The 24,491-nt window shown below is 45.5% G+C and carries 29 protein-coding genes; 2 read left to right on the top strand and 27 right to left on the bottom strand.

All coding sequences use genetic code 11. From position 1 onward, the window contains the following. Positions 1–177 precede the first annotated feature (177 nt). Positions 178–387, top strand: a complete 210-nt coding sequence (locus tag AC1MEO_RS19605; protein ID WP_191715296.1) for a heavy-metal-associated domain-containing protein — start codon at positions 178–180, stop codon at positions 385–387. 312 nt (positions 388–699) lie between these two features. On the opposite strand, the gene AC1MEO_RS19600 is transcribed toward AC1MEO_RS19605, so the two are convergent. From AC1MEO_RS19600 to AC1MEO_RS19485, 24 genes are all read right to left on the bottom strand, one after another. Beyond that, positions 700–1,062 (bottom strand): YolD-like family protein, encoded by a 363-nt coding sequence (locus AC1MEO_RS19600; RefSeq protein WP_203341276.1) that lies wholly within the window; start codon positions 1,060–1,062, stop codon positions 700–702. A gap of 312 nt (positions 1,063–1,374) precedes the next feature. Further along, entirely contained in the window at positions 1,375–1,716 is a 342-nt protein-coding gene (locus AC1MEO_RS19595) for a hypothetical protein (RefSeq protein WP_480336230.1), read from the bottom strand. Between the two features lie 251 nt (positions 1,717–1,967). Continuing rightward, complete coding sequence (locus AC1MEO_RS19590; protein WP_480336228.1) at positions 1,968–2,690, bottom strand: hypothetical protein; 723 nt, start codon at positions 2,688–2,690, stop codon at positions 1,968–1,970. An 8-nt stretch (positions 2,691–2,698) separates the two neighbouring features. Then, positions 2,699–4,126, bottom strand: coding sequence for an ArdC-like ssDNA-binding domain-containing protein (locus AC1MEO_RS19585; protein WP_480336226.1), 1,428 nt, complete (start codon positions 4,124–4,126; stop codon positions 2,699–2,701). A gap of 8 nt (positions 4,127–4,134) precedes the next feature. Further along, the gene (locus AC1MEO_RS19580) at positions 4,135–5,082 is read right to left on the bottom strand and encodes a DUF3991 domain-containing protein (RefSeq protein WP_480336225.1); all 948 of its coding nucleotides are present in this window, start codon (positions 5,080–5,082) and stop codon (positions 4,135–4,137) included. 33 nt (positions 5,083–5,115) lie between these two features. Continuing rightward, positions 5,116–5,397 (bottom strand): hypothetical protein, encoded by a 282-nt coding sequence (locus AC1MEO_RS19575; RefSeq protein WP_480336224.1) that lies wholly within the window; start codon positions 5,395–5,397, stop codon positions 5,116–5,118. A gap of 18 nt (positions 5,398–5,415) precedes the next feature. Then, entirely contained in the window at positions 5,416–5,871 is a 456-nt protein-coding gene (locus AC1MEO_RS19570; protein WP_480336223.1) for a hypothetical protein, read from the bottom strand. Between the two features lie 15 nt (positions 5,872–5,886). Continuing rightward, on the bottom strand, positions 5,887–7,029 hold the full coding sequence (mobP2, locus tag AC1MEO_RS19565; RefSeq protein ID WP_480336222.1) for a MobP2 family relaxase: 1,143 nt from the start codon (positions 7,027–7,029) through the stop codon (positions 5,887–5,889). Further along, positions 7,019–7,273, bottom strand: a complete 255-nt coding sequence (locus tag AC1MEO_RS19560) for a hypothetical protein (protein WP_191715305.1) — start codon at positions 7,271–7,273, stop codon at positions 7,019–7,021. Before AC1MEO_RS19560 ends, mobP2 begins: the two co-directional genes overlap by 11 nt. Before the next feature lie 219 nt (positions 7,274–7,492). Further along, entirely contained in the window at positions 7,493–8,338 is an 846-nt protein-coding gene (locus AC1MEO_RS19555; RefSeq protein ID WP_480336220.1) for a hypothetical protein, read from the bottom strand. After that, entirely contained in the window at positions 8,339–8,980 is a 642-nt protein-coding gene (locus AC1MEO_RS19550; RefSeq protein ID WP_480336218.1) for a hypothetical protein, read from the bottom strand. 3 nt (positions 8,981–8,983) lie between these two features. Then, on the bottom strand, positions 8,984–10,105 hold the full coding sequence (locus AC1MEO_RS19545) for a lysozyme family protein (RefSeq protein WP_480336216.1): 1,122 nt from the start codon (positions 10,103–10,105) through the stop codon (positions 8,984–8,986). 1 nt (position 10,106) lies between these two features. Further along, positions 10,107–12,065: a VirB4 family type IV secretion system protein gene (locus tag AC1MEO_RS19540; protein WP_480336214.1), complete on the bottom strand. Its 1,959-nt coding sequence runs from the start codon at positions 12,063–12,065 to the stop codon at positions 10,107–10,109. Between the two features lie 11 nt (positions 12,066–12,076). Next, positions 12,077–12,706 (bottom strand): hypothetical protein, encoded by a 630-nt coding sequence (locus AC1MEO_RS19535; RefSeq protein WP_480336212.1) that lies wholly within the window; start codon positions 12,704–12,706, stop codon positions 12,077–12,079. A 2-nt stretch (positions 12,707–12,708) separates the two neighbouring features. After that, on the bottom strand, positions 12,709–13,002 hold the full coding sequence (locus tag AC1MEO_RS19530; RefSeq protein WP_149456981.1) for a DUF5592 family protein: 294 nt from the start codon (positions 13,000–13,002) through the stop codon (positions 12,709–12,711). A gap of 55 nt (positions 13,003–13,057) precedes the next feature. After that, positions 13,058–15,403 carry a pLS20_p028 family conjugation system transmembrane protein gene (locus tag AC1MEO_RS19525; protein WP_480336211.1) on the bottom strand — a complete coding sequence of 782 codons (2,346 nt, stop codon included), beginning with the start codon at positions 15,401–15,403 and terminating at the stop codon, positions 13,058–13,060. Positions 15,404–15,434: 31 nt separating this feature from the next. After that, positions 15,435–15,833: a hypothetical protein gene (locus AC1MEO_RS19520; protein WP_480336209.1), complete on the bottom strand. Its 399-nt coding sequence runs from the start codon at positions 15,831–15,833 to the stop codon at positions 15,435–15,437. Positions 15,834–15,876: 43 nt separating this feature from the next. Then, positions 15,877–16,311, bottom strand: a complete 435-nt coding sequence (locus AC1MEO_RS19515; RefSeq protein ID WP_480336208.1) for a hypothetical protein — start codon at positions 16,309–16,311, stop codon at positions 15,877–15,879. Beyond that, positions 16,308–16,544, bottom strand: a complete 237-nt coding sequence (locus tag AC1MEO_RS19510) for a hypothetical protein (RefSeq protein WP_480336206.1) — start codon at positions 16,542–16,544, stop codon at positions 16,308–16,310. Before AC1MEO_RS19510 ends, AC1MEO_RS19515 begins: the two co-directional genes overlap by 4 nt. After that, complete coding sequence (locus tag AC1MEO_RS19505) at positions 16,541–19,066, bottom strand: VirD4-like conjugal transfer protein, CD1115 family (RefSeq protein WP_480336205.1); 2,526 nt, start codon at positions 19,064–19,066, stop codon at positions 16,541–16,543. The genes AC1MEO_RS19510 and AC1MEO_RS19505 overlap by 4 nt, the downstream gene beginning before the upstream one ends. 15 nt (positions 19,067–19,081) lie before the next feature. After that, a complete protein-coding gene (locus tag AC1MEO_RS19500) occupies positions 19,082–20,203 on the bottom strand; it encodes a hypothetical protein (protein ID WP_480336203.1) in 1,122 nt (373 codons plus the stop codon). A gap of 72 nt (positions 20,204–20,275) precedes the next feature. Next, positions 20,276–20,503 carry a hypothetical protein gene (locus AC1MEO_RS19495; protein WP_203341297.1) on the bottom strand — a complete coding sequence of 76 codons (228 nt, stop codon included), beginning with the start codon at positions 20,501–20,503 and terminating at the stop codon, positions 20,276–20,278. A 33-nt stretch (positions 20,504–20,536) separates the two neighbouring features. Then, entirely contained in the window at positions 20,537–20,722 is a 186-nt protein-coding gene (locus AC1MEO_RS19490) for a hypothetical protein (RefSeq protein WP_203341298.1), read from the bottom strand. 294 nt (positions 20,723–21,016) lie between these two features. Beyond that, positions 21,017–21,508: a helix-turn-helix domain-containing protein gene (locus AC1MEO_RS19485; RefSeq protein WP_203341299.1), complete on the bottom strand. Its 492-nt coding sequence runs from the start codon at positions 21,506–21,508 to the stop codon at positions 21,017–21,019. A gap of 437 nt (positions 21,509–21,945) precedes the next feature. On the opposite strand from AC1MEO_RS19485, the gene AC1MEO_RS19480 reads away from it, so the two are divergent. Further along, positions 21,946–22,170, top strand: coding sequence for a helix-turn-helix domain-containing protein (locus AC1MEO_RS19480; protein WP_203341300.1), 225 nt, complete (start codon positions 21,946–21,948; stop codon positions 22,168–22,170). A gap of 7 nt (positions 22,171–22,177) precedes the next feature. Here the strand turns inward: AC1MEO_RS19480 and AC1MEO_RS19475 are convergent, their stop codons facing one another. The 3 genes from AC1MEO_RS19475 to AC1MEO_RS19465 form a co-directional block, all read right to left on the bottom strand. Continuing rightward, entirely contained in the window at positions 22,178–22,450 is a 273-nt protein-coding gene (locus AC1MEO_RS19475; protein ID WP_149456992.1) for a hypothetical protein, read from the bottom strand. 763 nt (positions 22,451–23,213) lie between these two features. Then, positions 23,214–23,675: a hypothetical protein gene (locus tag AC1MEO_RS19470; protein WP_191715318.1), complete on the bottom strand. Its 462-nt coding sequence runs from the start codon at positions 23,673–23,675 to the stop codon at positions 23,214–23,216. Then, complete coding sequence (locus AC1MEO_RS19465) at positions 23,668–24,477, bottom strand: ParA family protein (protein ID WP_149456994.1); 810 nt, start codon at positions 24,475–24,477, stop codon at positions 23,668–23,670. Before AC1MEO_RS19465 ends, AC1MEO_RS19470 begins: the two co-directional genes overlap by 8 nt. Positions 24,478–24,491: the final 14 nt, after the last annotated feature.

The following is a 24,491-nucleotide window of genomic DNA, read 5'->3' as shown; positions in this document are numbered from 1 at the left end:
AACTTGACCTTCATCAAGCCCTGAAGCTTTTTTGCATTTTCTTTTTCTGTTTGTTTTCTTTCTTCCATTTCTATAACTACCGCGAAGCTTACTCCGTTCAAAAAATTGATGGCCGTCAAGGAACTGGATGGATGGGCGTCCTATACTTAAGGTAGAAAAAACAAAGGAGAGATTGACATGACCACAGTAAAATTCCAATTGGAACCGCTCACTTGCCCTTCCTGCATCAAAAAAATTGAAGGAAAAGTAGGGAAAATAGATGGTGTCAAGGAAGTGAAAGTGCTGTTCAACTCCAGTAAAGTGAAAGCTGTCTACGACGCGGACAAAGTAGCGCCGGAAGAATTGAGAACAGTCATTGAGAAATTGGGTTATCCGGTAGTTGCTTAACGACGGCTGCCGACAGCTGCAGATTTGATGGCGAAATAAAAAAATACGAGCTCCTTTGGCAAAGGAAGCTCGTATTTTTGTATTTGGCAAAGATATAAAAATGTATTTGCTGAATATTACATATTTATTAAACCTTAGGGCAATTTGCTATTAAAATCCGTTCGTAAAAGTACACTTTTACGAACTGAAAGGGCCCAAGTCCATTGAATTATCTTGTTCTTCATCTACTCTGAGTGCAGCATTTCTTCATTTCTGCCTATTTGGAACAAAACTGAACTTGGCTCCTTTCGCTCCACACGAATAAGCGCCGTTTCAATCAAGCAACCAGACGCTCACCAACTCATCCATCGGCAATCGGTGTATACCAGAAGGATCTTGGTAGATGATGGAACGGCTACGCCCATCCAACTCTTGGATAATACCGAGATGGTAATGAAACTTTTTTTCTTTCCACGATTTCAATTTCACCTGGCATTTTCGTTGAGTGGCCAATACAAGCTCTTCCTGTAATAGCTGAAGGTCAGTTTCATTTAATTCCGGTTCTGCATCGTGTTGGTCCTCTTCGTACCAAGCACGGATCATTTCAACGTGTTCTGTCAACATCATTCCTTGCCACTTGATCACTCCCCGATCTTTGATTGTGCCTTGTACTTTCAAGTGTTTGTTCACTTTCATGTTGACCACCTCCTAATTATAATAAGAACATATGTTCTTATTATACCGCTAAAGTCCATTGAATAATCCATTGAAGAAAATAAAAAAGCCCCTCATCCGAAGAAAGATGAGGGGCTCAACTGATTAAGTTCTTTCATTTTTCGATTAAAATTGATTCTATCGTTTTTGTGTATCAGTCTCTTCTAGTTTAAACGGTCTCTTCTTTTTAGAAATTAGGCATTGAACTACCGAAGAAAAAGCCGGTCCACTGACTTTCTTTTTTTAAAAAACTCGTTTGACATTCGGGTGTTCCTATCAGCTCCTAGCAGAGCATCAATAACTATATTTCCCTTTTTTCGCTGGTTTTTTTCGGATATGTTTCGTCTTTTGTAAGTAATTGGTTCGGAGCAGCTTGTGCAACGGATCCTGTGGTTTGCTTTGAATGGTGTAGGACACAAAAGCGGCATCAATCAGCGGTAGATTTCGCGCTTCTCGCTCTTCATTTAATTGCAAAGCAACTTTTTGAATACTACCCGTATAGGCATACAATTTAATGATTTCCTTCTTTAGCGTGTTTGCATGATACACTTCGGCAAGTGACACATAGTCCTGTAAATATTCAATCTCCTCTTTCGCGCGGCTGACGGTTGGTAGATGCTTCATGTCGTTCCCCATTCTCCCAAAATCGGTTTTTTCTTAGTATAGCGGAAGCCTTTCAAAAGAAGTAGTTGAGAACTGAATTTTCTTGCTATTTATCGATGAAATAAGGAAAGAATAATGAGCTATCACCTCTTTTCTAATTTCTTTCTATTGATTTCCAATCGTTTCGATTCGTAAGGTATTTTTCGTTGACGGCTGCCCAACTGACTTTTTTTAATCATGCTAAATTCATCGATGGACAAACTTCTCTTGGCAGACTCATCAGCTCATCTGGAATGCTCGATTTCTTCTTTGCCTGGCGCCTTGGCCTTGTGCTGCATTTCTTTCGCTATCTCCGGTGAATTAACATCAACCTCGGCGCCCAAGGTTTTAGCAGCCCCTTTTATTAAAGCGAGTTCCTCGGCATCAAACTGATTTTCCTTTAGGAGGTTTTGAATCGGCTCCTTTAGCGTGTCTCCAAGGTCATAGCGGATGTCATCTCCTCTAACGAGTTTCCCGAAATCAAGAACGTCTTCTTTCGTCAACGTGTTTTGTTCCTTCATGATGATCAAATCCCCAATTTCTTCTTTAACAATTAAGTCATGCAGATCCATTTTCAAGTCCGTCGTGGGAATATCATATTCATATTTAGCGGTAGGATTGAACGTGTAAATTCTAATATCTGGACGGATTTCATCGTCCTTTTCGATTGTAATAAAATCGCCCAATGAATTCAGTTTAGCGGAATGATAATAGGCATCCTCAATATCCATTCCTTCATCCGTCATGCGAATCAATTCCTCTGGTGAAGCGCTATAAATATCAACATCAACCAATTCGTGGTTTGATGCGAGTCCATATGCCCACATTGTCAGTTCGTGTTCTTTTCCGGTTACACTGTTGGTCATCACGAATTTCCCGACATCGTCAACATCTTTCCTCCCGTCAATCATCTCTCCAGAAGTAATTTTAAGTGAATGGCTTCGTTCGATTGCTTTTTCTTGTGTCATGTTTTTCCTCACCTTTCGATTTCGAATGTTGTTTTGGGAAGCTTTTTGCTCTTGTCTGCTGCAGGAGTCTCTTCTTTATGAATCGCCGTCCTCAAGCGGGCGGCGAATGACTGGATGTAGGCATCATCTTGCTTCAACAATTCGTCGTGGTAGCCGGTTTCCAATGTTGCGAATGTCTCCTTGTCCACCAGCTGTTCCTTCTCCAATTGATGGAGCGGGTGAATGTACTCGCCCTTTTCGTATTGAGAACTGATGACGAGCGTAAGGCCGGTGTCTTGGGGAATGGCTACCGTATAGGCTGTGCGCTCTTGGTCGTATTGATCAAAGTCGAGGTTATTCACTTCTCCGAATGGCTTAAACTGGCTGCTGACGCCGTGGATGAACATCGCCGGTTCGTCGTTGGCCAATTCGTTTCCGGCAGAAGCTTCATGCGCTTTTAACGCCTGGTCCGTAAGGTTGTGCGACAGGTCATCCGCTTTGCTTTGCTGCATCTCCATTTCTTTTACCTGGTCAAAATGCGAATCGATTTCACCAATAAACTCGCTGGCTGTGCTTTGGACTTCCTTCAGCAGCCGCTCCTTCTCCTTCAATTCAGCCCCCTGTGTCCAGTTGGCCAAATAGGAAAGCGTGAAGTCTTCTGTATCGATGCCGTACCGATTGGCGACCACATAGGAAACCATTTCCGCCTGGAATTCCTTTTCATTCGTCGTCAGCTCCTTAGACCGTTCCGGCGTGTGCATCTTGGCGTGTGCCAGTTCATGGATCAGGACCGAAACGTTTTCAAATTCCGTATTCCGCGGATTCAACGCAATGATTTTTTCACTCGGAGCCGCAGCTCCTTTGGCCGTCCCAAGTTCGAATGGCGCCTCGTCGACAATGGTGAAATCCAATTTACCGGCGACTTTGTTCAACGCGGCCATCATTTCCCTGCTGCTTTCCAACGTGCCATCCCGGTGGTACTTCCCGAAGATTTCGGAGACGGACAGATTCAATTCACGCGCATTCGTCTGCGTGTATTCAAACACATGGCCAATCTTGAAGAACGTTTTCTTGGTTGTATCCAGCTGTTTTTTATCAATCAATTCACGGTCCTGTTTACTGGCGGAAGAGACCGGCACGTCAATGCCGTTCTTCTTATAAAACTGGACCGGCGTCGGGACCAGAATCTTGATGCCCTTCTCGCCCTTCTGGACAGCCGCTCCTTTGCTTTTCCAAAAATTAAAGGAGCCCACTGCCTCGGCTCCCATGAATTGCTTATCAATCAATACCATATTGCGCTGTGAGTAGTTGTGGAAGTTGGCCATGAACGCCAGGTGCTCCCGCATCGCCTTTTCAGAAACAAAGTACGATTCAATCTGCTGATCCATGCCGGTTGTCAGCTCTTCGATTTCCTTCATCTTCTCTTCCGGAGTTTTCTTTTTCCCTTTGAACGCCATTCAATCCCTCACCTTTCCATTTCCATTGCTTTCTTCGGCTCCTTTTGTTTTACCGGAGTCTTCGCTTCCACCAAATCAATATTCCAGTCTTTGTTCTTCGGCTTGTCGATTTCAAAGCTTGTTAGGTAATTGGACCAGCGCTCCACGAATTGTTCGCCGGCTGCATCGTTGTCGACTGCAAAGATGACCTGCTCCACTGCCGTTCCGCGTTCCTTGCAGTCCTTAATCAAGTCCCGAATGCCGGCGGTTGCGGATTGGTCTTTGAGCCCGGACATGGACAGCAGACGGATGTTTTCGGGCCGTTTCAACTCGAAATAACTGAGTGCGTCAATCGGGCTTTCGAACAGCGCAATTTTGTTCGGCGTGCCGATGTCCAGCCGGAATCCGCCGTCTTCTTTGCTGTTTGCCAGAATCTGTTTGAAAGAGCCGCGCTTGTTTGCCATCTTCACGGTGCCTTGCCGATCTCCTCCGACGATCTTGCCGGCAGAATCTTTCCATTTAAAAATTCCGTTCTTTAATTTGTCCTCGGCCAGCAAATCGTTCCGAATCAAAGCAGCGACGATTTTCGGTTCCAGTTTCCGTTCCTCGATCAAATACCTCGAAATGTTTTCCTGTTTCGCGACTTCTTGATGGAACGGGTATGCGAATTCTTTTGATGTGTGCCGCTCGGGTTCTCTAGAAAAAGTCTTGGAAGGATTTTGCGCGTTCACATCCCGGACCGCTTCCTGAAATGTCATATCGTGATATTCACGGGCAAAGCTGATGGCGCCATAGCCGCCTTTGCTTCGGCTGTTCCAGTACCAATGCCCGCTGTCCTTGATGACAAGGGAATCGTGTTCCGGATGCCGGTAGTAATGTCCCTGCCGCTCCAAGGTCTCGCCTTTCGCGTGCAAATAATCCAGTACATGAACGTCATTGGCTTTTCGAACTTCTTCTCTGTCCACTCGATCACCCACCCCAATCACTCCTTTTGATTACTAGAAAAAAGATCACTCTTCTTCGAATTCTTCAGCCGCTCCAATCAGTTCCGTTAACTCCATTTCCGGAAACTTTTCGCGCACGGCTGACTCATCCATGTTCAAAATCAGTTCGTTTGTATCGGAATCAACTGGGACCAAGAAGACATTCTCTGTTACCATATGGAACAGTACTTCGCGGTCCGTTTCCTTCAATTCAATTTCAATGTCTTCACCGTTTACCGAAACCAAAACATCTTCTTCTCCGACTTCCTTGATCAAACCCAATGTGTAATTGTGGCTAAATACGGCCATGGTCATCCGCTCCCTTTTCTATTGATTGTCTTTCCGCTGTTTCTGTTCAGTGATCCGCGACTCAATCAACTCATCGACCTGCTTCAAGAACGGAGGCGCGTTCATGTCCGTCGTCATGATGTGGTCGATGTTCTGGAGCTGCAGAAGCCCCTGGACCAGCTCGATGAGTTTCTGTGTGTTGCGATCGGTATTGTTGGTGCCTAAACGAATCTTGTTTACTTCTGTTGCAACGCCCGCTTCAATCATTTCTTGAACAGAGTTCGTTACGTTATGCGAGATGACTTGCGACATTAAATGCATATTCGCTTTTTCAGAAGTGAGTTGTTTATGCTCTCGGATAACCAATTCCAACGCCCGCGAACTGCTATCTCGCGGCAGTTCATTTTTAATGGCGTAATCCTTTAAGTACTGATGCACCTCTTCATCAATGCGGTAACGGTGTTGTCGTTTTGAATGCTCATATTGTTCGTCCATGACGTCGCCTTCCTTCTACCTTTCGTATTCCTGCTCCTGCTGCAGTTCTTCATAAGCTTTTTGGTTTTTGCTTGTTTCCAACTCATCTTTGGCATAACGATTGACCAAATAGACGGCCTTGTTGAGATCACGCTGAACAATAAACTTGCTCGGCTTCTTGCCGTTTTTTCTAGAAAACTCTTTCTGTTTCCTGTCGTATTCGCTTACTTCTTTGAGGATGGTGTTGCCCATGCGCGTATACAAATCCGTCATCTTCGTTTCGCGGTACCGCTCTGAATGGGCCGAGTTGCCATACATCCGTTTATGAATCTCCACTTCCTTCTCCAGCTGCTTGTGGAAGTCTTTGAATTCTTCTTTGAAGTTCTTTTCGATGTAGAGCGTGGTGAGCTTGTCTATCTCCGGCCGGACTGTTTGGATGGCGTTCATGTTGTAGCGCCACAACCGTTTGTCTTCCGGCAACTGCTTGTGGATCTTCTTGAACTGCCGGACCAAGTCGCGGTTCATGACCTGGTTCTTCAGACTGTTGAGTGGATCGTTTCGCTTGGAGGCAATGACTCGCTCCCGGATGAACAGGTTGAGTTTTTCGTTGTGCTTGGAGCGATCGGTGATCTTGTTGGCCACTTTCGATTTCATGGAATCAATGGAAGCCTGTTTCCGTTTGCCGCGCTCCTTAAAATCTTTGGTCTGCACGATGGCGACATGGACATGAATGTTATCCGTGTTGTAATGGATGGCGCCGGTCCAGATGGCCGAATCGATCATGCCCTCCTTCTTCAACATGTCTTGGACTGCAGAACGGGTTGCGTCTTGGATTTGTTTGTTGTCAATGTTCTTGTCTTCCAACACGCCACTTTTTTTCAGCCAGTCGTTATCGAACGAGATGACGTCCTGCCATAAGATGCTGCCGCTTTCCTGTGCCTTTTTGAATTCTTCCTTGAAGTACACCTTGTCCGAATCATTCAAGCTGTCCTTGCTGAACGTAAAGAGCCCAGTGGACTTCTCTTCGTTGCTCATGTAGTTCTGGTACTTTTCAAATTCATTTACGTTGTCATGCGTTTCTGCACGGTCCATGTAATTCAGGTATTCATTAAATGACGTTCCGCTATCATTGCCGGCAATAAATTTCGACTTGATGACAACAGCTGGTCTATTCGTCATCAGCCATCAACTCCCGAAGGACTCCGACCAATTCATCGAGACTGTCAGCCGTCTTTTCCATGAACAACGTATTGACTTGAAGTTGCTTCTCGAAACTCTCGTCCGCGTTCGAAATCATTTCCAACAACGTCGCCTTTTCGATAAATTCCTTCAGGTAAACCTGACGGGACACCTTCTTTTTCTTGGCCCAATCGTCAATCTTTTTGACGGCGTGGGGGTCCACATCGCGAATAATAAGATCCATGTCAAAACCTCCTTCGTTAAGTGCATATTGGAATACGGAAGTAGTCCAATACTGGGTGGGGGGAAGAGAAGAGCATAAGGGAAATCTGCTATCACTTTCAGTGCTAGACCAGGCGGAGCCTGGGTTTGAGGTGATATCACGAAAAACAGCTTAAGGCTTCCATATGGAAGCCCTTTAAAAAGCCATTTGCCTCCATATGGAAGCCCTTAGAATTGCTCATTAAATATTCAAATCGTATTGTTTTTGTTTCAGCCGCTCCACTTTTGCGCGGATATTTTGGATGTCGTCGGCCATCGTGGCTTTCTCTTTTTCGTAGTCTTCAATGTTCTTCTCCAGTTGGAAAACATCGTTGTTTGTTTCGACTTGTTCATCCACTGTTTGATAAAGAAGGTCCACTTGGAGCTGCTCGATCTCTTTCCGAATCTCGGAAATCACGTCGTCCATCATGCCGCGCTTGTCTTCCAGTTCCTTGATCTTCCGTTCTGCTTCTGCAATCAATTCGCCGGTGATTTCCAGTGCGTATTCCGTAAAGTTCCGATCAGGTATCGCCTCTTCATTGACGACTCGTTGATCCGTGTAGATGGTGGAAATGATGTTGTTTTGTTCTTCCTCCGCTTCATCTCCAACGAACAAATCATCGTAACTCTTTTCGCCTTTGTTGAATCGTAAGGCCATCTGATTGAAATTTTTCGGGACGTCTTGAATGTGGATGATGTAAATGCCGCTTTCGTCATAAACAATCTCCGTCGGCAGTTCGACAGCTAATCGCTCCCGACTGACTGCTGTGAAATCTAGCTTCGTCATGTAGTCTTCGATGCCATTGGTGACCAGTGTGACCTCCATCATGTTCTGTTCCGGATCGTATACCCAATTCTTAATCGTGAAATTTCCGTTCGCCTTCAAATCAAATTCGGTGTTCAAGTCGGTTTGATTGAGCGGAATGTCTTCTGCCATAAACAGCTTTGAGGTTCCGAAAAATCCGAAGCCGAGAATGAACAGAAAGGCGAGGGTGATATACAGCGTCGACATGTTGAGCTTTAAATTTTTCTTTTTCTTTTTCGCCATCTAGATCCCTCCGTATTCATTTTCCAACGGCTTGATTTCAGCTACTTTCAAGAGATTCCTTTCTACTGTGAACGATAGTTTTGCATACATTTCCTTGTCCTCTTTGTATCCGGAAGAACGGATTTCTTCGCTGTAGGTGTAATGCACAATGGCTTCGTTTTCATTCTGACCATTCGCAAAAACATTTACCTCTCTGATTTCAATCGCTATCTTCTGTTGCTCTTGATCCATTCCGTCGGCGGGATACAACGTTTCGTACAGGCTCTCGGTCATGTAATTCAGCGCTAGTTTCTTGCGAGTCGTATACGACTCGGAATCACTTTCAAACGCGTATTCAATAAAGCGTTGCGCGGTGTTGATGAGTTCTTCCGGTTCTGCGCTGGCTTCTGGTGTTGATTGGTCCACTTCTTCTGACTCAGCTGGAACGCCAGTTTCTTTCACGTCCAGTTCTTCCTGGAGGGATGCAATTTCCTCCTCTTTTTCTGCTAACTCCTTTTCGGATTGCGCTTCCGTTTCCTCTTCTTGGCCAAGGGCTCCATTGTCTGCAGAGTCCGGTGAAATGAAACCGTAGATATTAACGGCCAGGGAGATTATTAGAATAAAACAGAAGAGAATGGGCCATGAATTCGAGGTGAATTTCATCCGTTATGCCTCCTTGAATAAGAAGGGAGCGGGATCCATATACCCGCCCCACATCTGGGTTTTGATTTCAAAATGTAAATGTGAGCCGAAGGACCGACCGGTATTGCCACACATCCCGACTTGATTGCCGCCCTCGACCTTTTGGTTTACCTGGACACTGATGCGGCTTAAATGCGCGTAGGTGGTGAATGAATTGGCCGCATGCTGAACGGTGACAACGTTCCCGTAACCGCCATACGTCCCGGCATAAACGATGGTGCCGTCTTTCACCGAATGGATGGAATCAGCCTCGCTGCAGCCGAGATCAATGCCGTCATGATGCTCCGGTCCCGCACCGATGTTCCGCCAGCCATAGTTTGAGGTGACACGTATTTCATTGCTGACAGGAGCGGCCAAGTCTCCTGCAATCATTGCTGAATTTCCTGTGCTGGCAGACGGCAAATACTTCAGTACCGCTTCCACGTAACCGATATCTCCATAACACGCACTGTGCTGAATCGCTTCAGGGCGACTGCATTTATAGAGGCCGGTGTGCGCTAACTTCTGATACTGCAATTGTGAAAAGGAAATGGCCAACTCCTTTGTATAGGAGCCCCCATTGCTTAATACATAATCAATAAAGCCGCTCCCGAAGTTGTAGCTTTGCAGCGTCAGTTTGATATCTTTCTTGGCGCTTTCAAAGACGGAAACGAAATGCTTTACGCCGTAGGAAATGCTTTCATCTGGATTGGTAATGCAGCCAACAGAGCCGCATTTCGACTCGCTGGCCTGCATCGGATCGTTCCCTTTCCCTCCGGATTCCTGCATCATCAGCGCCAACAGCAACTCAGTCTGCCCTTCCATCTCGTATTTGGCCAGCTCGCTTGAAATGGCATCACGGTATTGGGCAACCTCCGGCGAAACGGACGCCGGACCGGTGCCGACACCCATGCCGTCTCCTGAAGAACCGTGATCCGGACTGGAGAACATCGAGAAGATGCCGGCCGTGAAAATCAAGACAATCACGATGGCCAGAGCGGAACCGGCGATGATCAGTTTGGCTTGCAGACCAATGGGATTGTATTTCAATAACGCTAATTTCAGCGCGGTCTTGGCCAGTTGCGCCTTTGAACGGGGCTGCGCCATTTTACGCACCCCCACCAAACATTGCCAGTTCCCGCTTCGATACATCGACAGAGAAGACAATGTTTTTGTCTCCGGAAATCGAGAGAACTACCTTCCCAGTTTCGAGATGCGGAATGACGCGCGTCTCCGAATCTGTCAGCTGGCCTTTGAATACATTCTGAATAGCCGATAAGGATTGGGCGTCCTGTTGGCCGATGAATTTGTATTGCGTCAAGTCGAACAAGGCTTTAACGTTTTCCGCATATTCGTTGTTGGAACCGTCCGGCACAAAGTCGGAAATGAGATGCGAGGCGAAGAACAGCCCACCGAAATACTTCCGCGCTTCCCGCATGAACTTGTTCAAATACAGCACCGCCGGCTGTGAAACTTCCCGTGTGTTGATGAGGTGATGGCCTTCATCAATCAGGACCAGGAACTTCGATGCGTCTTCAAAGGCGAGCTTTCCTTTGTTGTAGGCATTGAACTGCGGCGCCCCTTCTGAAATCATGCTGTCCCACAACATGTTCAGGATGCTGAAGATCTGCGCCTGATAGATTTCCGATTTCAAGTTGGTCAAATTCCGGAGTGGAAACGACACGATGCCTTCCTCATCAAAGTTCTCAATGGAAGACGTGCCGTCGAAAATGCTGCCGTAGTTGTCGACCAAGTTCGTCAGGGACAGTTCGATATTCGACAGCCGCAACTCTCGCTCCTGGGCTAAATTGTCATAGCGGATTTGTTTCTCAAAGTCTTGGTAGAGTTCCGCTCTTACCAGAGAAAGGAGGTCCGAGAACGTCGGGTATTCACTCGCTTGGAATTTAGTAATCGGAATGATTTCATCCGGATCCCTTGACCACAACTTCCGTTCGACATAGAGCTTACGAAGCAGAATTTCAAATTCGGTACTTTCGGTCGCATTGGCCTGCGGATTGATGAAGTTGTAGAAGACGCTCATTTTGGATAGGTGCTGCGTAAAGGATTGGGTTTCGTTGGTGGAGCCGTCTTCCTCATTCGTCACCGTCTTGAATACTTGGAGCGGATTGATGATGCCGTGGGATCCATCCAGCGCAATCTCTTTGCCGCCCATCTCTTCGACCAGGTTTCTGAATTCGCCGGTCACGTCCAGGATGCGGACTTTGTTGCCTTTGCTGGCTTGATCCATCACCGTTTTCTTTAGCAGCGTCGATTTCCCGGAGCCCATCTTCCCGACCATCAAGGCGTTATAGGACTTGCGGTTTTTGTCTTTGTGGAACAAGTCAAAGACCACGCTGCCGTTGGTCTCGGTGGTGCCATAATAAGTGCCATGTTCGTCCGTCAGGCTGGTGTAATGGAACGGATAGCCGCCGGCCACTGACAAAGCTTGGATCTCTTTGCCTTTCCGTTTATTGATGAACTGCAGCTGATTGTCGTAGCTGGCGAAGATGCCGGACCACAAATAATCCTGTTCATTCAGCAACACCGAACCTCTAAAGTTGAGGCTTTCCAGTTCATCCAATACCTGACGAACGCGCTGCTCCAACTCTTCGAATGTCTGAGCCTTCACATAAGCCCGGAGATGGATGCGTTTCATGATTTCGCCTTTGGTGATTTGCTTGTAGACGCCATCAAGCTCCTCGTAACTGGTTCTGGCATCGATGCGGTCGACGTTGTCTTTCGCTGTCTGGTAGCGGGTATTCTGTTCCGCCATGGATTTGTTGATGGATTCGATGATTTCTTTCTTGTCGGCTGTAGCCACGTCCAATGTGACGACTGCATGTTCGATCCGCATCAATTCCTCCAGCCAGAAGTCACTGACCAAGGATTGGTACTTATAGACATGAATGCAGGAGATGTAGCCGTCCCCTGTCTTCACGTAGCCGCTTTCGAATCTGATGCCGCCCTGTGGTTGAATCTTCGACAGCAGATAAGGATTGAAGCCCCTTTCCGCTTTTACTTCTTCGTCATTTCGAGGCTTGACTAAAGTGCTTAAGAAATTCAGCATGTTGTGTCCTCCTATACTTCGGATAGTGGTTTCGAGTTTAAATTCGCCAGCTGATACAGGATGCTCAGCTTCTTATCGAGCGGTAGTTCAACAAGCGGATTGCTGCGTGCCATTAATTTTCGGGCATGAACCTTGTTCTCCAGCATGGCTTTCTCATCACTGCTGTAGATGAACAGAAAGAATTCGCGGTCTGTGCGGTTGTTTTCTAGAAACTCCAGGTCTTTCAATTTCTTTTCCAAGTGTGGCAGATAATAAGGGTTCTGATTCCGTCTAATATCGCGCAGGACGTGCCGTTTCGGTATCTCCAAATTGACGGGTGTATTGAGCGGGACCACTTTAACGGATGGTAGATACGCCTGGAAAAAATGAGCCAGCGAATAGATATCATTGTCTTTATCTGTCTCATTCAATGAATAGATATCCTTACTGGTGATTTGAAGGATCTCCATGAATTCACCATTCCGCATTTCAAAGAATTCAGAATCAGTGATGTCGACGATGGGTGCAATGTCCGCAAACGAGGACAGAACTTTCTTTTTCGTGCTGTGCGCTTTCCGCTCTGCTGCAATATCCCGCTCATCCAGTAAGGCAGTCCGGCTTTTGGATTTCGAACGCTTCTTTGTTTCTTCAAACGTGGCCATCTTTATTCCCCCTCTTCATAATCAATTGCGCTGTATGTGTCTTTTTTTCGGACCATTGCGTACAGAATGGCCTGATTCATTCGTTTTTGTGGGTTAGTAGCAGGGCGGATGATTAAGAACAGCCCGAATAGCACAATGAAGCCTGTAAACGGCCAGACCAGCGATGAATGGACAAAAGGTAAGACAATCATCCGCAGCAGTATCAGCCCGATTATTAGAAAAAGGTCGAACAGGTATAGCGCTTTGTTGATTTTCAGCTCCGTCGTAATTTCATTCGGGATTTGGTAGATCCTCATCGATGTCAGCTCCTTTATAAAAAAGGACAGCGCAGTTTTGCGCCGTCCTCATCGATTATCTATTTCTTCTGTAATTCTTGATGCGGTCCAGTGTGTTCGACTCTTGTTGATTCAAGTTATGCATGCGCAGTCGGCGGCTCTCATTCACACTCGTTCTATCGGTCTGTTGCGTGTCCTGGTGCTGATTCTGATTGACTGTCGTTTCATTCACGATGTTCTCGCGGGAAGAACTGTCTTGGTTGATTGTGCGGCTGCTTCCGCTCCTCGATGTCGCTGAACCTCCCGAAGCAGCTGGTGCTTCAGAATTAAAGCCGCCTGCACCCGAACCACGACTCGTATTCTCGGTTACGTTTCGGGAACCCTGCGTGGTATTGCCTTGCGATTCAGTTACCACAACGTTTTCATCCATTGTTTGGTCGCTGGCCGAGCGATTGATAGTGGTGGTCGTTTGCTGCCGTCCAGAAGAACCGCTGCTGTTTTCTGTGCGACTTTGTGCAGTTGTTGAAGAAGGAGCAGAGCTGCTTGTATTCGGACTGGCTGCAGTACTTGGACCCGAACCGGAACTTCCGGCTGAGTTATCACGACCCTTTGTATGTCCGTCTGCCTGTTCATTGATGCTTTCGACCTCGTAATCCGTCCGGCCTGTTGTCCGTTGCTCCATGCGTTCATTTCGGACACTTTCGGCAGTTGATGCCGCTGACGACCCGCCATTCGAACGATCTGCATCGTTTGGTGATGGCGCAGAACCAGCCGAACTTACTTGCCTTAAACCGCCTCCAGAAGCACTGGAATCGACGCGTTCTACATCGTTTGGTCCTCCGGCTGCTCCCGCGCCTTGCGAGGGCTCCTGAGGGTCTTTTTCGCCACTAGGCAGATTCTCTTTAGCAGAATTGACGCTTCCAGGAGAGTTGTTGCCGTTTCCGGATGTTCCGTTTGTTTCTGTTTTGCCTTTCGAAAGTTCAATGCCGTCATTCGGCGATGGCGCCTGTTCGTTTTTAACGTCCTCATTTTTTTCAGCCAATCCCGCATTGGTACCTTTGTTGCCGGCCATTCCGCCAACAGCAACTCCAGCGGCTGTACCCCGAGCACCGTGTGCCCCACCTGCATCTTCACTGGCATTCGGTGATGCGGCACTTTCGGTAGCGGAACCATTCTTGGTACGTCCGCCAGTTGCCGTTCCGCTCTTGCCCTCTTCATCGTCTTCTTCTGAATCACCGGAACTCTTGGCACGACTCATGGTATTCATGACAGCGCCTCCGGCACCCGAAATCAGTTTACCGCCGGCATACGCGCCTGCTAAGACGCCCCAGCCGTTTTTCAGGCCGGCATCAATGCCGAATAACCGTTCCACGATGTTCGGTCCATCGATTACGGCAACCGAGAACGCAATTAACGCAATCAAATACGCCAAACCATCCAGTTCAGCAGCCACATAAGCGGTCCCAATCATGTAAATCTTCATGGAGAGGAAGATTAGGATGATGACGAGAAATGTATTCAGAATCGATTGCATGATTTTTTTGGTCTTTTGGCCATCGTGGATATCGGCCGGTGCCACAAGTAAGGCCAGGATGTAGTTGAACGTTAATTCAAAAGACAGCCTGGCCAGTTTGTATGCAATTGAGAAAAGCGTGAACGCCATGACAGCCAATGTCGTCAGCAATGTCAGCCAATTTACATCGTAGCGATAATACCGTTCATTCGTCCAGGGCATCAGTTTACTGTCTTCCAATTCCACCAATTCTTTTTCACTCACAGACCATGTTAATTTATGCGCGAGTATTTCTCTCCCGTCCGGTGTCAGTTCTAATTCTGTTCGCTTTTTATCCAGCTTTTCTGTAACGGAAAGATGCCCAATCATGGAAAGCGGCAGCGTATTGGATGGATCGATATCGGTTGTTTCCCATCCGCCTTTATCAAACTCCATTAAATCCGTGAGCTGCCTCGAAACAATGTTGTCCGATAAAGAACCTTTTCCTTCATCGTACAGCTCGGTCGTATTGATGGCGTTGATGGCTTCATCGGTAAATTCATTAGCTTTGCCCATTCCTTGGGACAGGGCGACGACGATGATCAGGGCGATAAACAAGTTCATGGCCATACCTTCTCGGTCGAATTTCTTCTGGAATATCAGCATATAACCGGCGTAAAGCAGGCTGAACGCTAAAAGAATGTACAAAAAAGGGCGTATCGTGTCAACGAACGCCGCAATTTCTGGATTCTGAAAGAACTGTTTGACGAGCAACACGTCGTCTGTCACGCTTTCGAGTCCATCTACTATAAAGGCAAGCCCTTTGATAAACACCCAACCCAGCCAGCGCACCATGTCGCTAATAGGAGTACCGACGCTTAAAAACTCGCTAAATTCCTCAATCTTTTCTATAATTTCCGCGTCTTTCATACAACCTCACTCCTTATCAAACCCCAGGAAATCATTTATGGAGATTTACAAAATGCTCAAGTTCTTGCGTCAACTCCATGTCTTCGTAACTTTCCACATCCAAATTCCCTTTCACCTCATTGTCCTCAACATAATAAAGCTCGTTGTACCGGTCAAAGCCATCGAACGGCAAGACGGGATTGCTTTCTTCCGCTCCTTCTTCCGATAGATACGAATTGTACATGCCGATTTCAACCTTTTCGTTCTCCGCTACCTCTTTCACATACGCCTGAAAGTCTTGGTCGTTTTCATTCACGATTAACAAAAAGCCATCTTTATCTTCTTCCATGTACTCTTTCATGTCTCCGATGTAAATCTGCTTGAAGTATTCCTTTTCACTGCAAGCGGCTAATAGAAAAACGATGCCTACAAAAGCGACGATTCTTTTCATAAAATCACTCCTAATTATTAGTTATGACAATGCTTCATTACCATTACCTTAGTTTCGCGCTGGTTTCCTCTACTCCGTAACTTAAGGAGCCGAAAGTCACTACCTCTTTGTCTGGGTAATGTTCTTTAAAGCATTGAAGAAATGCACTTCTGTCTAACTTAACATAACAAGCTGGGTTCGTTACAGGGGATAGGACCTTTCCATCACCTACATCCACGGTTAGATAATCCCCTTTGGTTTCATCGTAAAAGGTGTACTCGAATACAAATACCTGGTCAAAATAGTTGTTTTCCATCACATCAAATACAATATCGCCTTCCGTTTTGGTGTAATAGGGCGAGAAATAATCCGATAGTTGCTGCAGGGATGCGGCCTTCTTCATCGCCTCTTCCCTATTCTCTGCTTCAAAGACATGGTTGGTGCCGACCGATATTTCGAATTCATCGCTCTGGTAGAGAAACGAAACTGCGTAATTCATTTTAGGTGACCTCCTTTAGTCGGGTGTTTTGCTAGTAAATCGTGTACCGCTAGATTCAATTGGTCATCAAACTGTTCAATCAACGTGACAACTTTCTTTTCGCCATCCGGATTCTCTTCTTTATACACCGTCAGCATGCCGTCCGTTAGTTTAACGGTCAAGATGTCTCCAGCCTCGAGCCGGTCTTCGCGCGACAGCAAATAGCGGTCCAGCTGCTCTATTTTCTCGTTCATCCAGTTACACGCTCCTCTTCTTCTTTTATTTTCGTCAATGTGCTGTTTATCTTCGTTAAGATGACGGAGCAGAACTTGTCTTCAACTTGGTGATCATTGGCCAAGATGAACTCTCGGAAATCGATGATGCCCATATCCAGATATCCCTCTGGGTTTTCAGCATCCACATTTTTAAGGAAGGTGCTGTTGAAGAGCTGCTGGACCTTGTAATGATCATTCACGAACTGATTGAAGTCGATCTCTTTCTGCATCTCCGCTCTTCGTTTCTCGTGCCGAGCAGCGGCATTCTTCTGTTTGACGGAAGCGACGGCTGCCGATTTTTCAGTACCCTCCTTTTCTAGCAACTGTTTAATTAAGTTATCCGCAAAGTTATTCGTAGTAAATGAAGCCCGAAGCTGGTTCAAGTCCGTCATGGAATGCTCGCATGGGATGTCGATGTCGTTAATGGAATTATCGGTATTGTAATACGCCGACAGGTACTCCCAGCGATATTTGAGCGCGGTCTTTCCGGTCAAGAAAATCGGGTAGGACTTGATGCGCTTCCGGTCCTTGTCCTGCCGCTTGATGATGCGGATCACAATCATCTCCCCTTCTTTCAGCCCCATGACTTCGGTGGCCGTCATCAGTCTCCTCGAATCCACACTCTCTGTCTTGGACTTGCTCATGGACAATGTCTGGCCGGAGCGGGACTTCGTGAGGATCGTTTCATCGCCCAGTTTCTTAGAAATCAATTCAGCCGTCGATTCGTCTGCGGTCAATAGATACAGCGTGTTCCCGCAGTTCCCGTCGATGGTCTTCCAGTCGTCGCCATACAGGTTTTCAAGCTGCGCGTAGGCTTGGATGACCAAATTAAAACGGATGTTTCGGCCTAGGCAAACCGTGACGATATTGGCCATCCCTTCAATCGCCGGCATGTTCCCGAATTCATCCAGGATAAAGATGACTTCACGATGACACTTGCCGCCTTCCGAGTTCGAAGCGATGCGGGCTAAGTTCGTATAGACTTGCTTGACGTAAAGGGACCCGATGACATTCAATGTGGCATCGTAATCCGGCACAATCATGAAGACCGCGGTCGGCTTATCGAATTCCATGATGGCTTGTATTTCCACGTTACCGCTCCCTACTTCGTGTTCCAGAAGCCCTTCGTGAATCATCACGCCATCTTTCCGCTCCCGTTCAATCAATCCGGTGACATTCACCACAGTTTCCTCTTTGCCAACCTTTATAGTGAAGGAATCGCCAACCTGTAGCGGGTGCTTATGGAACAGCGTGAACATGCCGTCTGCGTCCGTCCGGATCGTGGCCGTTTCTTTATTAGAAAAAGTGACATGAATGCGTGTATCTGGAGTGGTCTTCCCTTTGATCCAGCGGGAAAAGCCGATTTTCGACATATCGAATGAATTTCGCGATGTCAGCTTTGCCGTTCCGTCCAATGTGAAGACGCCGAGCTTGGCATTGGCGTTGGCTAAGATGCTGGCCCGCGTTTGACCGCTGGAGAAGTTGATTGTTGCATACTGCATCTTGGCCGGATGATTCTCAGGGAACTTGGAAAAGAAATCGTCCAGGGCACTTACTTCCTCTTCGTCTTCATTCATCACTGTGCGCGTCCCTAAATCCGAGAGCATCAACGCGACGTTGTACATGTTGATTTTATCCCGCTCCAGTTTGCATTGTTCGCACAAAGCTAAGATAAGCGCGGTACATAAATCCGTTGCCGAGTTCGCCCAGAAGGGATCCTTTGCTTTCGGATCGTGGTAAAGCATGAAGGCCACAGAGCGGGCGTATTGCTGTGATAAGGAATAGTTGCCTTCCATGAACGCATCGATGGTGAGCTGCAGCAGGTTGTAGGACATGCTCTGGATGGGATTCATCAGATTCAGGACTTCGACGTGATACCCCAGCCCTTCGAGCGTATCTTTGGAAGCTGCGTACAGTTCGCCTTTTGGATCGTTCAGAATCATGCTGGCTTGCTTCTCAGCACGGCTGTAGATGTCGATGGCCGAGAAGACGAATGTTTCCCCCTTCCCGCTTCGTGTGGTACCGATGACCATGTTATTCACGGGACTGTCGTCGATGAAGATCCGCTTCTTATGCCGGGCTACCGGCACCCCGCCGCTGCCTTTGAACTTCTCCCCTTTTTCGGGGACATCTCGGTACTGTTGCTGGATTTCCTTGAACGTGGTGAAGCGGGCACTGCCTTTCTGCTCTTTCTTGATTTGGCCGAAGTTGGTGATGTATTTGAATGTAAGTACAACAGCCGGCACAAACGCGAGCAAGAACAGCACAGCATAGACAAGGCTTGCTGTTTCTAAGAAGGGGAAAGTATAAAACATTTCCGTTGTCAGATTGATCGGCTCCGGTTCAAGTAGGCTTCCGGTATTGAATGTCTTCTGGAATACTTCAACGATTGCATTCAACAAGGCATTCAGTGTAAGAAAGAAGACCGAGAATGACATCGCCAGTAGCAGCAATGGAATCCCGATCTTCTTCAGGTAATAAATAAAACTTTCATTGAACATCCATCTCTTCCTCCTTTAGAGCATCGCCAATTCGTCTTGTTTCTTCTTCAATTCATCCGTGATGCCTTTAATGGCCTTGTCGTCCTTTTTAGAAGCTTTTTTGGCATCTGCTAACTTGTCCTCAAGTGTTTTGATTTCCGCTGTCAGGACCTCGTGCAAATCGATCTTCTGCTCCAGTTCATCACTGTTGTTGTTGTGCAGCTCTGCTTTGGCTTCTTCGAGCTTCCCGAGCTTCAGCAGGCCATACGTTTTCATCTCCGAACGTTCGACCGTCATGTTGATGGAAGGGAGGTTCATCATCAATTCGTAGTCTCCTTCAAAGTAAGCCAAATCGAATCGGGCTTCGTTTGTCGGGTACAGCTGATTGAACTCACTGATTTGCTTGATTTTCTCCTCTTTGTCCAATTGGGGATTCTTCAGGATGAGCGTTTCCACATACACGGTATCCTCCATGATCTCTACAGCCTTCTCAAATTCACTTTTTTCGAGATAAAGAGCGGCCAGTATCCGTTTTTGGCTTTCGCTCAACGTATCCTGGGCTTTGAGGGATTCCAAGAACTCTTCCTCTTCTCCCAATAAGCCGTACTCATAGGTCTCAATGGTTTCTTCCTGTTGGCTGACAATGCCGCGGCCTTCCTTGAGAGCTTCCTCATACTGCGCTTTCTGCAGGAAGAATAAAGCCGTCACGAACAACAGACCGGCGCCGAAGGCAGCAGCCAGTGTGTACACCGTGACCCGCTGCCACTTCTTCAGTCGGGAGATGCGGTCTTTACCGACATTGACGAGTGTTCGGTCGATGGTTTCTTCTTTTTTGAATTCTTCCGGCGTCAACTGTTCAATCTGTTCCAGCAAAAAGAGCTTGTCGCCCTGCTTTTCCTTCTCGACGCGGATTTTCGTGGCCCGGTCTTTGATTTGGTGATACAGGTTCGGGTAATCATAGGATCCAAACTTGAACACACCTTTATAGAGGTCCAGGCCGTCTTTGCCAATTACAAAGAACTCCGCAGCTGCTTCCCGTTGTTCATTGCGGTACGTCAGCTCCACTTCGTGTGTGAGTGTCACCGCTTGGCTGAATTCAAGTTTCTCGTGATTTGGTATCGCGTCAGCCGGTGCGCCCACAAAGAATATTTTTAACATCGCGCCATTCTCCTTTATCCGATTAATAGAAAAAAGCCACTCATTCCAGAGCGGCTTTTCCTTTTTTGCTGATTAAAATTTGATGTTGCTGTCAATGCTTTCTGCAATCCCATAGGCACCCATTACCACAACTAATCCGACCGCTGCTCCGATAAAAAAGCCGATTGCTTTCGGCCGTCCGCGATCTCCGCCCAGCATCAGGAAGTACCCTCCAGCACAAAAAGCGATAGCTGCGGCGATTAAGCCCAGTCTTTGCGCCCATTCCAATATGGCGAGACCTGTGTCGATTAATCCATCCATTGAAAACCCTCCCTAGTCGTTTTCTTCTTCGTTTTATGAAGCCGATCCAGGACTGACGGCTTTCCGTTCCTTCTTCAAGAGGTTCATCAACAACGGAATGTTCTCGGAAATCACTTCCCGATGCTTTTCCTCTAACCAGTCGTCGTAATCTTTGCCGTTATAGGCCAAGAGATCCTCTGCATTCGTCTTCAGTTCTTTTTGTTCTTTCGTTGCTGCCATTCCTAAAACCGCCTTTCGAGTTGTTTGGTAGTAGCACACCATTAAGAACAGTAAGGATAGGCGAATTTATAGCCGGTTCATTCGCTAACTCTATGCAGCCTATAGCTGCAACGCACAGGGTTTTTAGCTCACCCAGAACTACAATGTGGCAACGGGACAACAGCCAGTTTTAGGAGACTCTGGCCAAACCATCTCGACGTATATCTATACCGCAAGTTGCCATTTGCGACAGACACGCACTATGAAGTTGTCCTTTTTGTTGCTTACTGTTCTTAATGGCATGCTACTGATGGCTCATTTTACTTTTTTAATACCGTTTACTTTCAACAATTCGTCGTGGGCATTCTTCCGTTTGGCCAGAAGCTGTTTGTCCGAAATCACTGAACGCGTTCGATAGTAGAGATCCGCAATGTGACGAACTTCGCCGGACTCTTTCTCCACACCAACAGCTCCTTTCAATTCATACGTCTTTCCTTCGAATGTTTTTAAGCTGGATGCCGATGCCAATTCATATAGATAAAACCGCTCTGCCATCTGATTACACCTCGCTTCCGTGTTCTTGTCTTTAAACCGGACATGCTCCCAAGGAAAGTTCTTCATGGATATTCCCAGTGACTCGACCAGTAATCTCACATTCTGAGCGGTCGGGTTTTCGTTTTTTCGCTGTTCCCACATACTGATGGTGCTTTGCGGAATCTGTTTGCCGGTCCTGTCGGATAACTCCGACTGGGAAATGCCGAGTGCCATTCGTTGTTCCTTGATCCAATCGCCAAACCATACAGGCATTTTAAATCCCCCTATCAACGGTTCTAAAAACATAGCAATTTAGTGATTTGAGTGTATCAGCATACCGATAATATTACAACGGTATACCGATAAATAAAACAGTATACCGATACTTTAGGCCGATAAAGCCCTATTTCTAGGGTTTTTTGTAAGAGCGGCGTTTTTAGTTTTTAAGTCGAATGGTGTCGAATATAGGTGGGTATTGTAGGAGGGTTTTTGCAGTTCGGGATAAGGGAACACGAAACGTGGGCATATACACACCCGACACGATGACTTATGTATCATTTTGATTTTATCTGAATTTTGTAGGAAATCTATTGCCATTGTTAGGGATTATAGTTTGAGGTAAAATATCTTGTATTAAAGATTTATAAATGATCTGGTGAGTACAAGCGGTACATGGCATAAACCAGAATGTAAATGAAAAGAGGTATTGTATGCAAATTGATGAGGCAGTGACTACTCGAATTCAGCAGCTATTGAAGGAAAGAGGATGGACTCCAAACGAGTTGATCAGACGCTCGGGCGTCAAACAATCCACCATGGCCGAAATAATGTCTGGCAGATCCAAGTATCCGCGGATCAACACGATTAAGAATATTGCTCATGGATTCGGCATGACGCTGTCCGAATTTTTCGATCACAAAATGTTCGAGGATTAAGAAGCTATCAAGTAAAGAAATACGTTACGATCAGCATGATTAGGTAAAATGCAAGGAGCAGCGTAGCAATCCCGATAGCGAACCGAAGGATTGTTTTAAAGATGTAAACCAGTCCGCTCCAAAGGCTTTCAGAAAACATGGCCAAAACTACCAACACGCCCAACGGTAAAAATAAGCCTTTGGGAAGTGTTGCTACAAATAAGATGATCCCCAGAAAAAAAAGTCCCTTCAATTTAATATCCGCATTCATGAACTTCTCTTTTACTCTCGCAATTTCCATCGCTATTCCCTCCTTCTTTTATAAAAACTTATCAACTGTTGAGTCCGGTACACTTACAACGATAGTGTTGAGTTCACGATATCTAGACAAATCACCACTATCCATTTCAATAAGTTCGTATCCTTCGAACTATTCATTATTGGCTTGTGTAGGTGTGTTCTCTACTACTGGTTCATTAACACCGCAGGGGTCATTTCTTCTTTTCCCTCCTTTTATTTGTTTCAGCTAGGTTCCTTCTTGAACATCTGTTTCAAGGGTAACAATCTCTTGCGGATTTTTTCTGATTCGGTCCAGCCCAACATAAAGATGGTCGTTAAAAGTACAATTAAATAGTTGATTTTCTTTTTCATTTTAGCACTTCAATAATAGTTTTATTTAATGGTTCTTCATTCCTTATTGACTGGCACAAAATTTTACACACGGAGCTCAAATCATTTGCAATATTTATCCTCTATCACTTCTATATGAAACTAGCAGCCAATCAGATATGATTTACAATCATTCTATATTTTCTTTTGTAAAACATGAAACCCTCAGCATTTTTAATTGTTATCAGATACTGGCATGCTTGCATATGCGTATACACGTATGCAAGCATACATCTGACTAAATCTTCTAAAATAAAATCTGTTTAATTATCTACCTAACAAAGGTAGAAAAATCTACCTCGCAAAAGTAGAAATATCCACCTAACACAAGTAGAAATATCTACTTGTGTTAGGTGGATGGTTTTTAAGGAAAGAATAATAAGAACTCAATATGATTATTCTTCATTTTCATTAAAGAATTCTGTCATATACTCAAATTGCTTTTGTTGTCTGTCAGTCAATTCATTTTTTGTGTAATATTCTACAAGTTCTGAAATGATAGCATAGGTTTTATTTTCGTCCATGAATTTTCCAAGGACTCCAATTTGAGTATGAAGATCATGAGGAACTTTAATAGATTTGACATTATTATTTTTACCCACTACCGACTTAGTTTTGCGAGCAGGTTTTGTCTTTAGTTCAGAAACTGGAATTGCAGTTTTTTTCTCTACTGGAGGAATTGAGACAGCCTTTTCTTTATTGATAGGCTCATTACTTGTAAGTTGTAGTGGATTTGATTGCTCATTATTAAACTTAAAATCGTTTTGGCTACTTATTACTACAGGTTTTGGTCTCTCAAGAGTATTAGTTTTTGTTTTTTTCTTAATTAAAGGTCCTTTCTTTGAGTTTTCAGACATGGGTATTTTCCTCCTCAAATCTTGCAAGTTTTTCCTCGATTTCATCCACTACATCTAAAAAGGTTTGATGTGCTTTACGATCATGATGATCCTCGTTTTTAATTCCGGTTACATCCCAAGCCTTTAAGCGTTCTAAATGCTTTATAACATTTTTGAAGACATTATCCTCTCCAAAAAGTTCAGTGGCACGTTCAACTGTACTTTGATCAACTCGGCCCCCTGCTCTAAGAAGAACTGGCAATACACCAAGAACTTGTATATCTGCTTCATATTCGTCTGCCATAAATTGCAGATACGATACATAAGTTTCGGCACCTTCCAAAGATAGTTCTTGGGCTTGCAATATAATAAGGACATAATCAGAAGCCATCATGGCATTGTCAGAGTAATCACTGATAGTCGGTGGTACATCAATGAAAATATAGTCATAATCTGCTTTTAATGGTTCTAGTAGTGTTTTTAATAAAGTAATTTGATCTAAATCATTTTGATAGTTTTGATATAAAAATTTTGAAAAGTTTTTGAAAGAAACAGCTGCAGGAATCAAATCGAGATTTTCTGTAACTTTGACAACCACATCTCGGAGATTACCATTCTTGAAGCCATCAAATATAGTTTGATTAATCTCTTCAATTCCTGCTGATCGAGCAATCAAGGTACTCGCATTTCCCTGGGGGTCCATATCAACAAGCAATACCTTTTTATTATGTACTTTTGCATACTCCCAGCTCGTCATTACCGAGACTTTGGTTTTTCCTACTCCACCTTTAAAATTGCCTACAACTATTGTTTTGGCTACCATCGCTATTCCTCCTA

This window comes from Planococcus sp. BI3 (assembly GCF_056680115.1).
This window is presented reverse-complemented; position numbering and strand designations above follow the sequence as displayed.

What these genes read in the sequence shown, in the direction of transcription:
- AC1MEO_RS19605 (WP_191715296.1), top strand. Translation starts at nt 178, where the DNA reads ATGACCACAGTAAAATTCCAATTGGAACCGCTCACTTGCCCTTCCTGC.
- AC1MEO_RS19600 (WP_203341276.1), bottom strand. Translation starts at nt 1,062, where the DNA reads ATGAAAGTGAACAAACACTTGAAAGTACAAGGCACAATCAAAGATCGG.
- AC1MEO_RS19595 (WP_480336230.1), bottom strand. Translation starts at nt 1,716, where the DNA reads ATGGGGAACGACATGAAGCATCTACCAACCGTCAGCCGCGCGAAAGAG.
- AC1MEO_RS19590 (WP_480336228.1), bottom strand. Translation starts at nt 2,690, where the DNA reads ATGACACAAGAAAAAGCAATCGAACGAAGCCATTCACTTAAAATTACT.
- AC1MEO_RS19585 (WP_480336226.1), bottom strand. Translation starts at nt 4,126, where the DNA reads ATGGCGTTCAAAGGGAAAAAGAAAACTCCGGAAGAGAAGATGAAGGAA.
- AC1MEO_RS19575 (WP_480336224.1), bottom strand. Translation starts at nt 5,397, where the DNA reads ATGGCCGTATTTAGCCACAATTACACATTGGGTTTGATCAAGGAAGTC.
- AC1MEO_RS19570 (WP_480336223.1), bottom strand. Translation starts at nt 5,871, where the DNA reads ATGGACGAACAATATGAGCATTCAAAACGACAACACCGTTACCGCATT.
- mobP2 (WP_480336222.1), bottom strand. Translation starts at nt 7,029, where the DNA reads ATGACGAATAGACCAGCTGTTGTCATCAAGTCGAAATTTATTGCCGGC.
- AC1MEO_RS19560 (WP_191715305.1), bottom strand. Translation starts at nt 7,273, where the DNA reads ATGGATCTTATTATTCGCGATGTGGACCCCCACGCCGTCAAAAAGATT.
- AC1MEO_RS19555 (WP_480336220.1), bottom strand. Translation starts at nt 8,338, where the DNA reads ATGGCGAAAAAGAAAAAGAAAAATTTAAAGCTCAACATGTCGACGCTG.
- AC1MEO_RS19550 (WP_480336218.1), bottom strand. Translation starts at nt 8,980, where the DNA reads ATGAAATTCACCTCGAATTCATGGCCCATTCTCTTCTGTTTTATTCTA.
- AC1MEO_RS19545 (WP_480336216.1), bottom strand. Translation starts at nt 10,105, where the DNA reads ATGGCGCAGCCCCGTTCAAAGGCGCAACTGGCCAAGACCGCGCTGAAA.
- AC1MEO_RS19540 (WP_480336214.1), bottom strand. Translation starts at nt 12,065, where the DNA reads ATGCTGAATTTCTTAAGCACTTTAGTCAAGCCTCGAAATGACGAAGAA.
- AC1MEO_RS19535 (WP_480336212.1), bottom strand. Translation starts at nt 12,706, where the DNA reads ATGGCCACGTTTGAAGAAACAAAGAAGCGTTCGAAATCCAAAAGCCGG.
- AC1MEO_RS19530 (WP_149456981.1), bottom strand. Translation starts at nt 13,002, where the DNA reads ATGAGGATCTACCAAATCCCGAATGAAATTACGACGGAGCTGAAAATC.
- AC1MEO_RS19525 (WP_480336211.1), bottom strand. Translation starts at nt 15,403, where the DNA reads ATGAAAGACGCGGAAATTATAGAAAAGATTGAGGAATTTAGCGAGTTT.
- AC1MEO_RS19520 (WP_480336209.1), bottom strand. Translation starts at nt 15,833, where the DNA reads ATGAAAAGAATCGTCGCTTTTGTAGGCATCGTTTTTCTATTAGCCGCT.
- AC1MEO_RS19515 (WP_480336208.1), bottom strand. Translation starts at nt 16,311, where the DNA reads ATGAATTACGCAGTTTCGTTTCTCTACCAGAGCGATGAATTCGAAATA.
- AC1MEO_RS19510 (WP_480336206.1), bottom strand. Translation starts at nt 16,544, where the DNA reads ATGAACGAGAAAATAGAGCAGCTGGACCGCTATTTGCTGTCGCGCGAA.
- AC1MEO_RS19505 (WP_480336205.1), bottom strand. Translation starts at nt 19,066, where the DNA reads ATGTTCAATGAAAGTTTTATTTATTACCTGAAGAAGATCGGGATTCCA.
- AC1MEO_RS19500 (WP_480336203.1), bottom strand. Translation starts at nt 20,203, where the DNA reads ATGTTAAAAATATTCTTTGTGGGCGCACCGGCTGACGCGATACCAAAT.
- AC1MEO_RS19495 (WP_203341297.1), bottom strand. Translation starts at nt 20,503, where the DNA reads ATGGATGGATTAATCGACACAGGTCTCGCCATATTGGAATGGGCGCAA.
- AC1MEO_RS19490 (WP_203341298.1), bottom strand. Translation starts at nt 20,722, where the DNA reads ATGGCAGCAACGAAAGAACAAAAAGAACTGAAGACGAATGCAGAGGAT.
- AC1MEO_RS19485 (WP_203341299.1), bottom strand. Translation starts at nt 21,508, where the DNA reads ATGCCTGTATGGTTTGGCGATTGGATCAAGGAACAACGAATGGCACTC.
- AC1MEO_RS19480 (WP_203341300.1), top strand. Translation starts at nt 21,946, where the DNA reads ATGCAAATTGATGAGGCAGTGACTACTCGAATTCAGCAGCTATTGAAG.
- AC1MEO_RS19475 (WP_149456992.1), bottom strand. Translation starts at nt 22,450, where the DNA reads ATGGAAATTGCGAGAGTAAAAGAGAAGTTCATGAATGCGGATATTAAA.
- AC1MEO_RS19470 (WP_191715318.1), bottom strand. Translation starts at nt 23,675, where the DNA reads ATGTCTGAAAACTCAAAGAAAGGACCTTTAATTAAGAAAAAAACAAAA.
- AC1MEO_RS19465 (WP_149456994.1), bottom strand. Translation starts at nt 24,477, where the DNA reads ATGGTAGCCAAAACAATAGTTGTAGGCAATTTTAAAGGTGGAGTAGGA.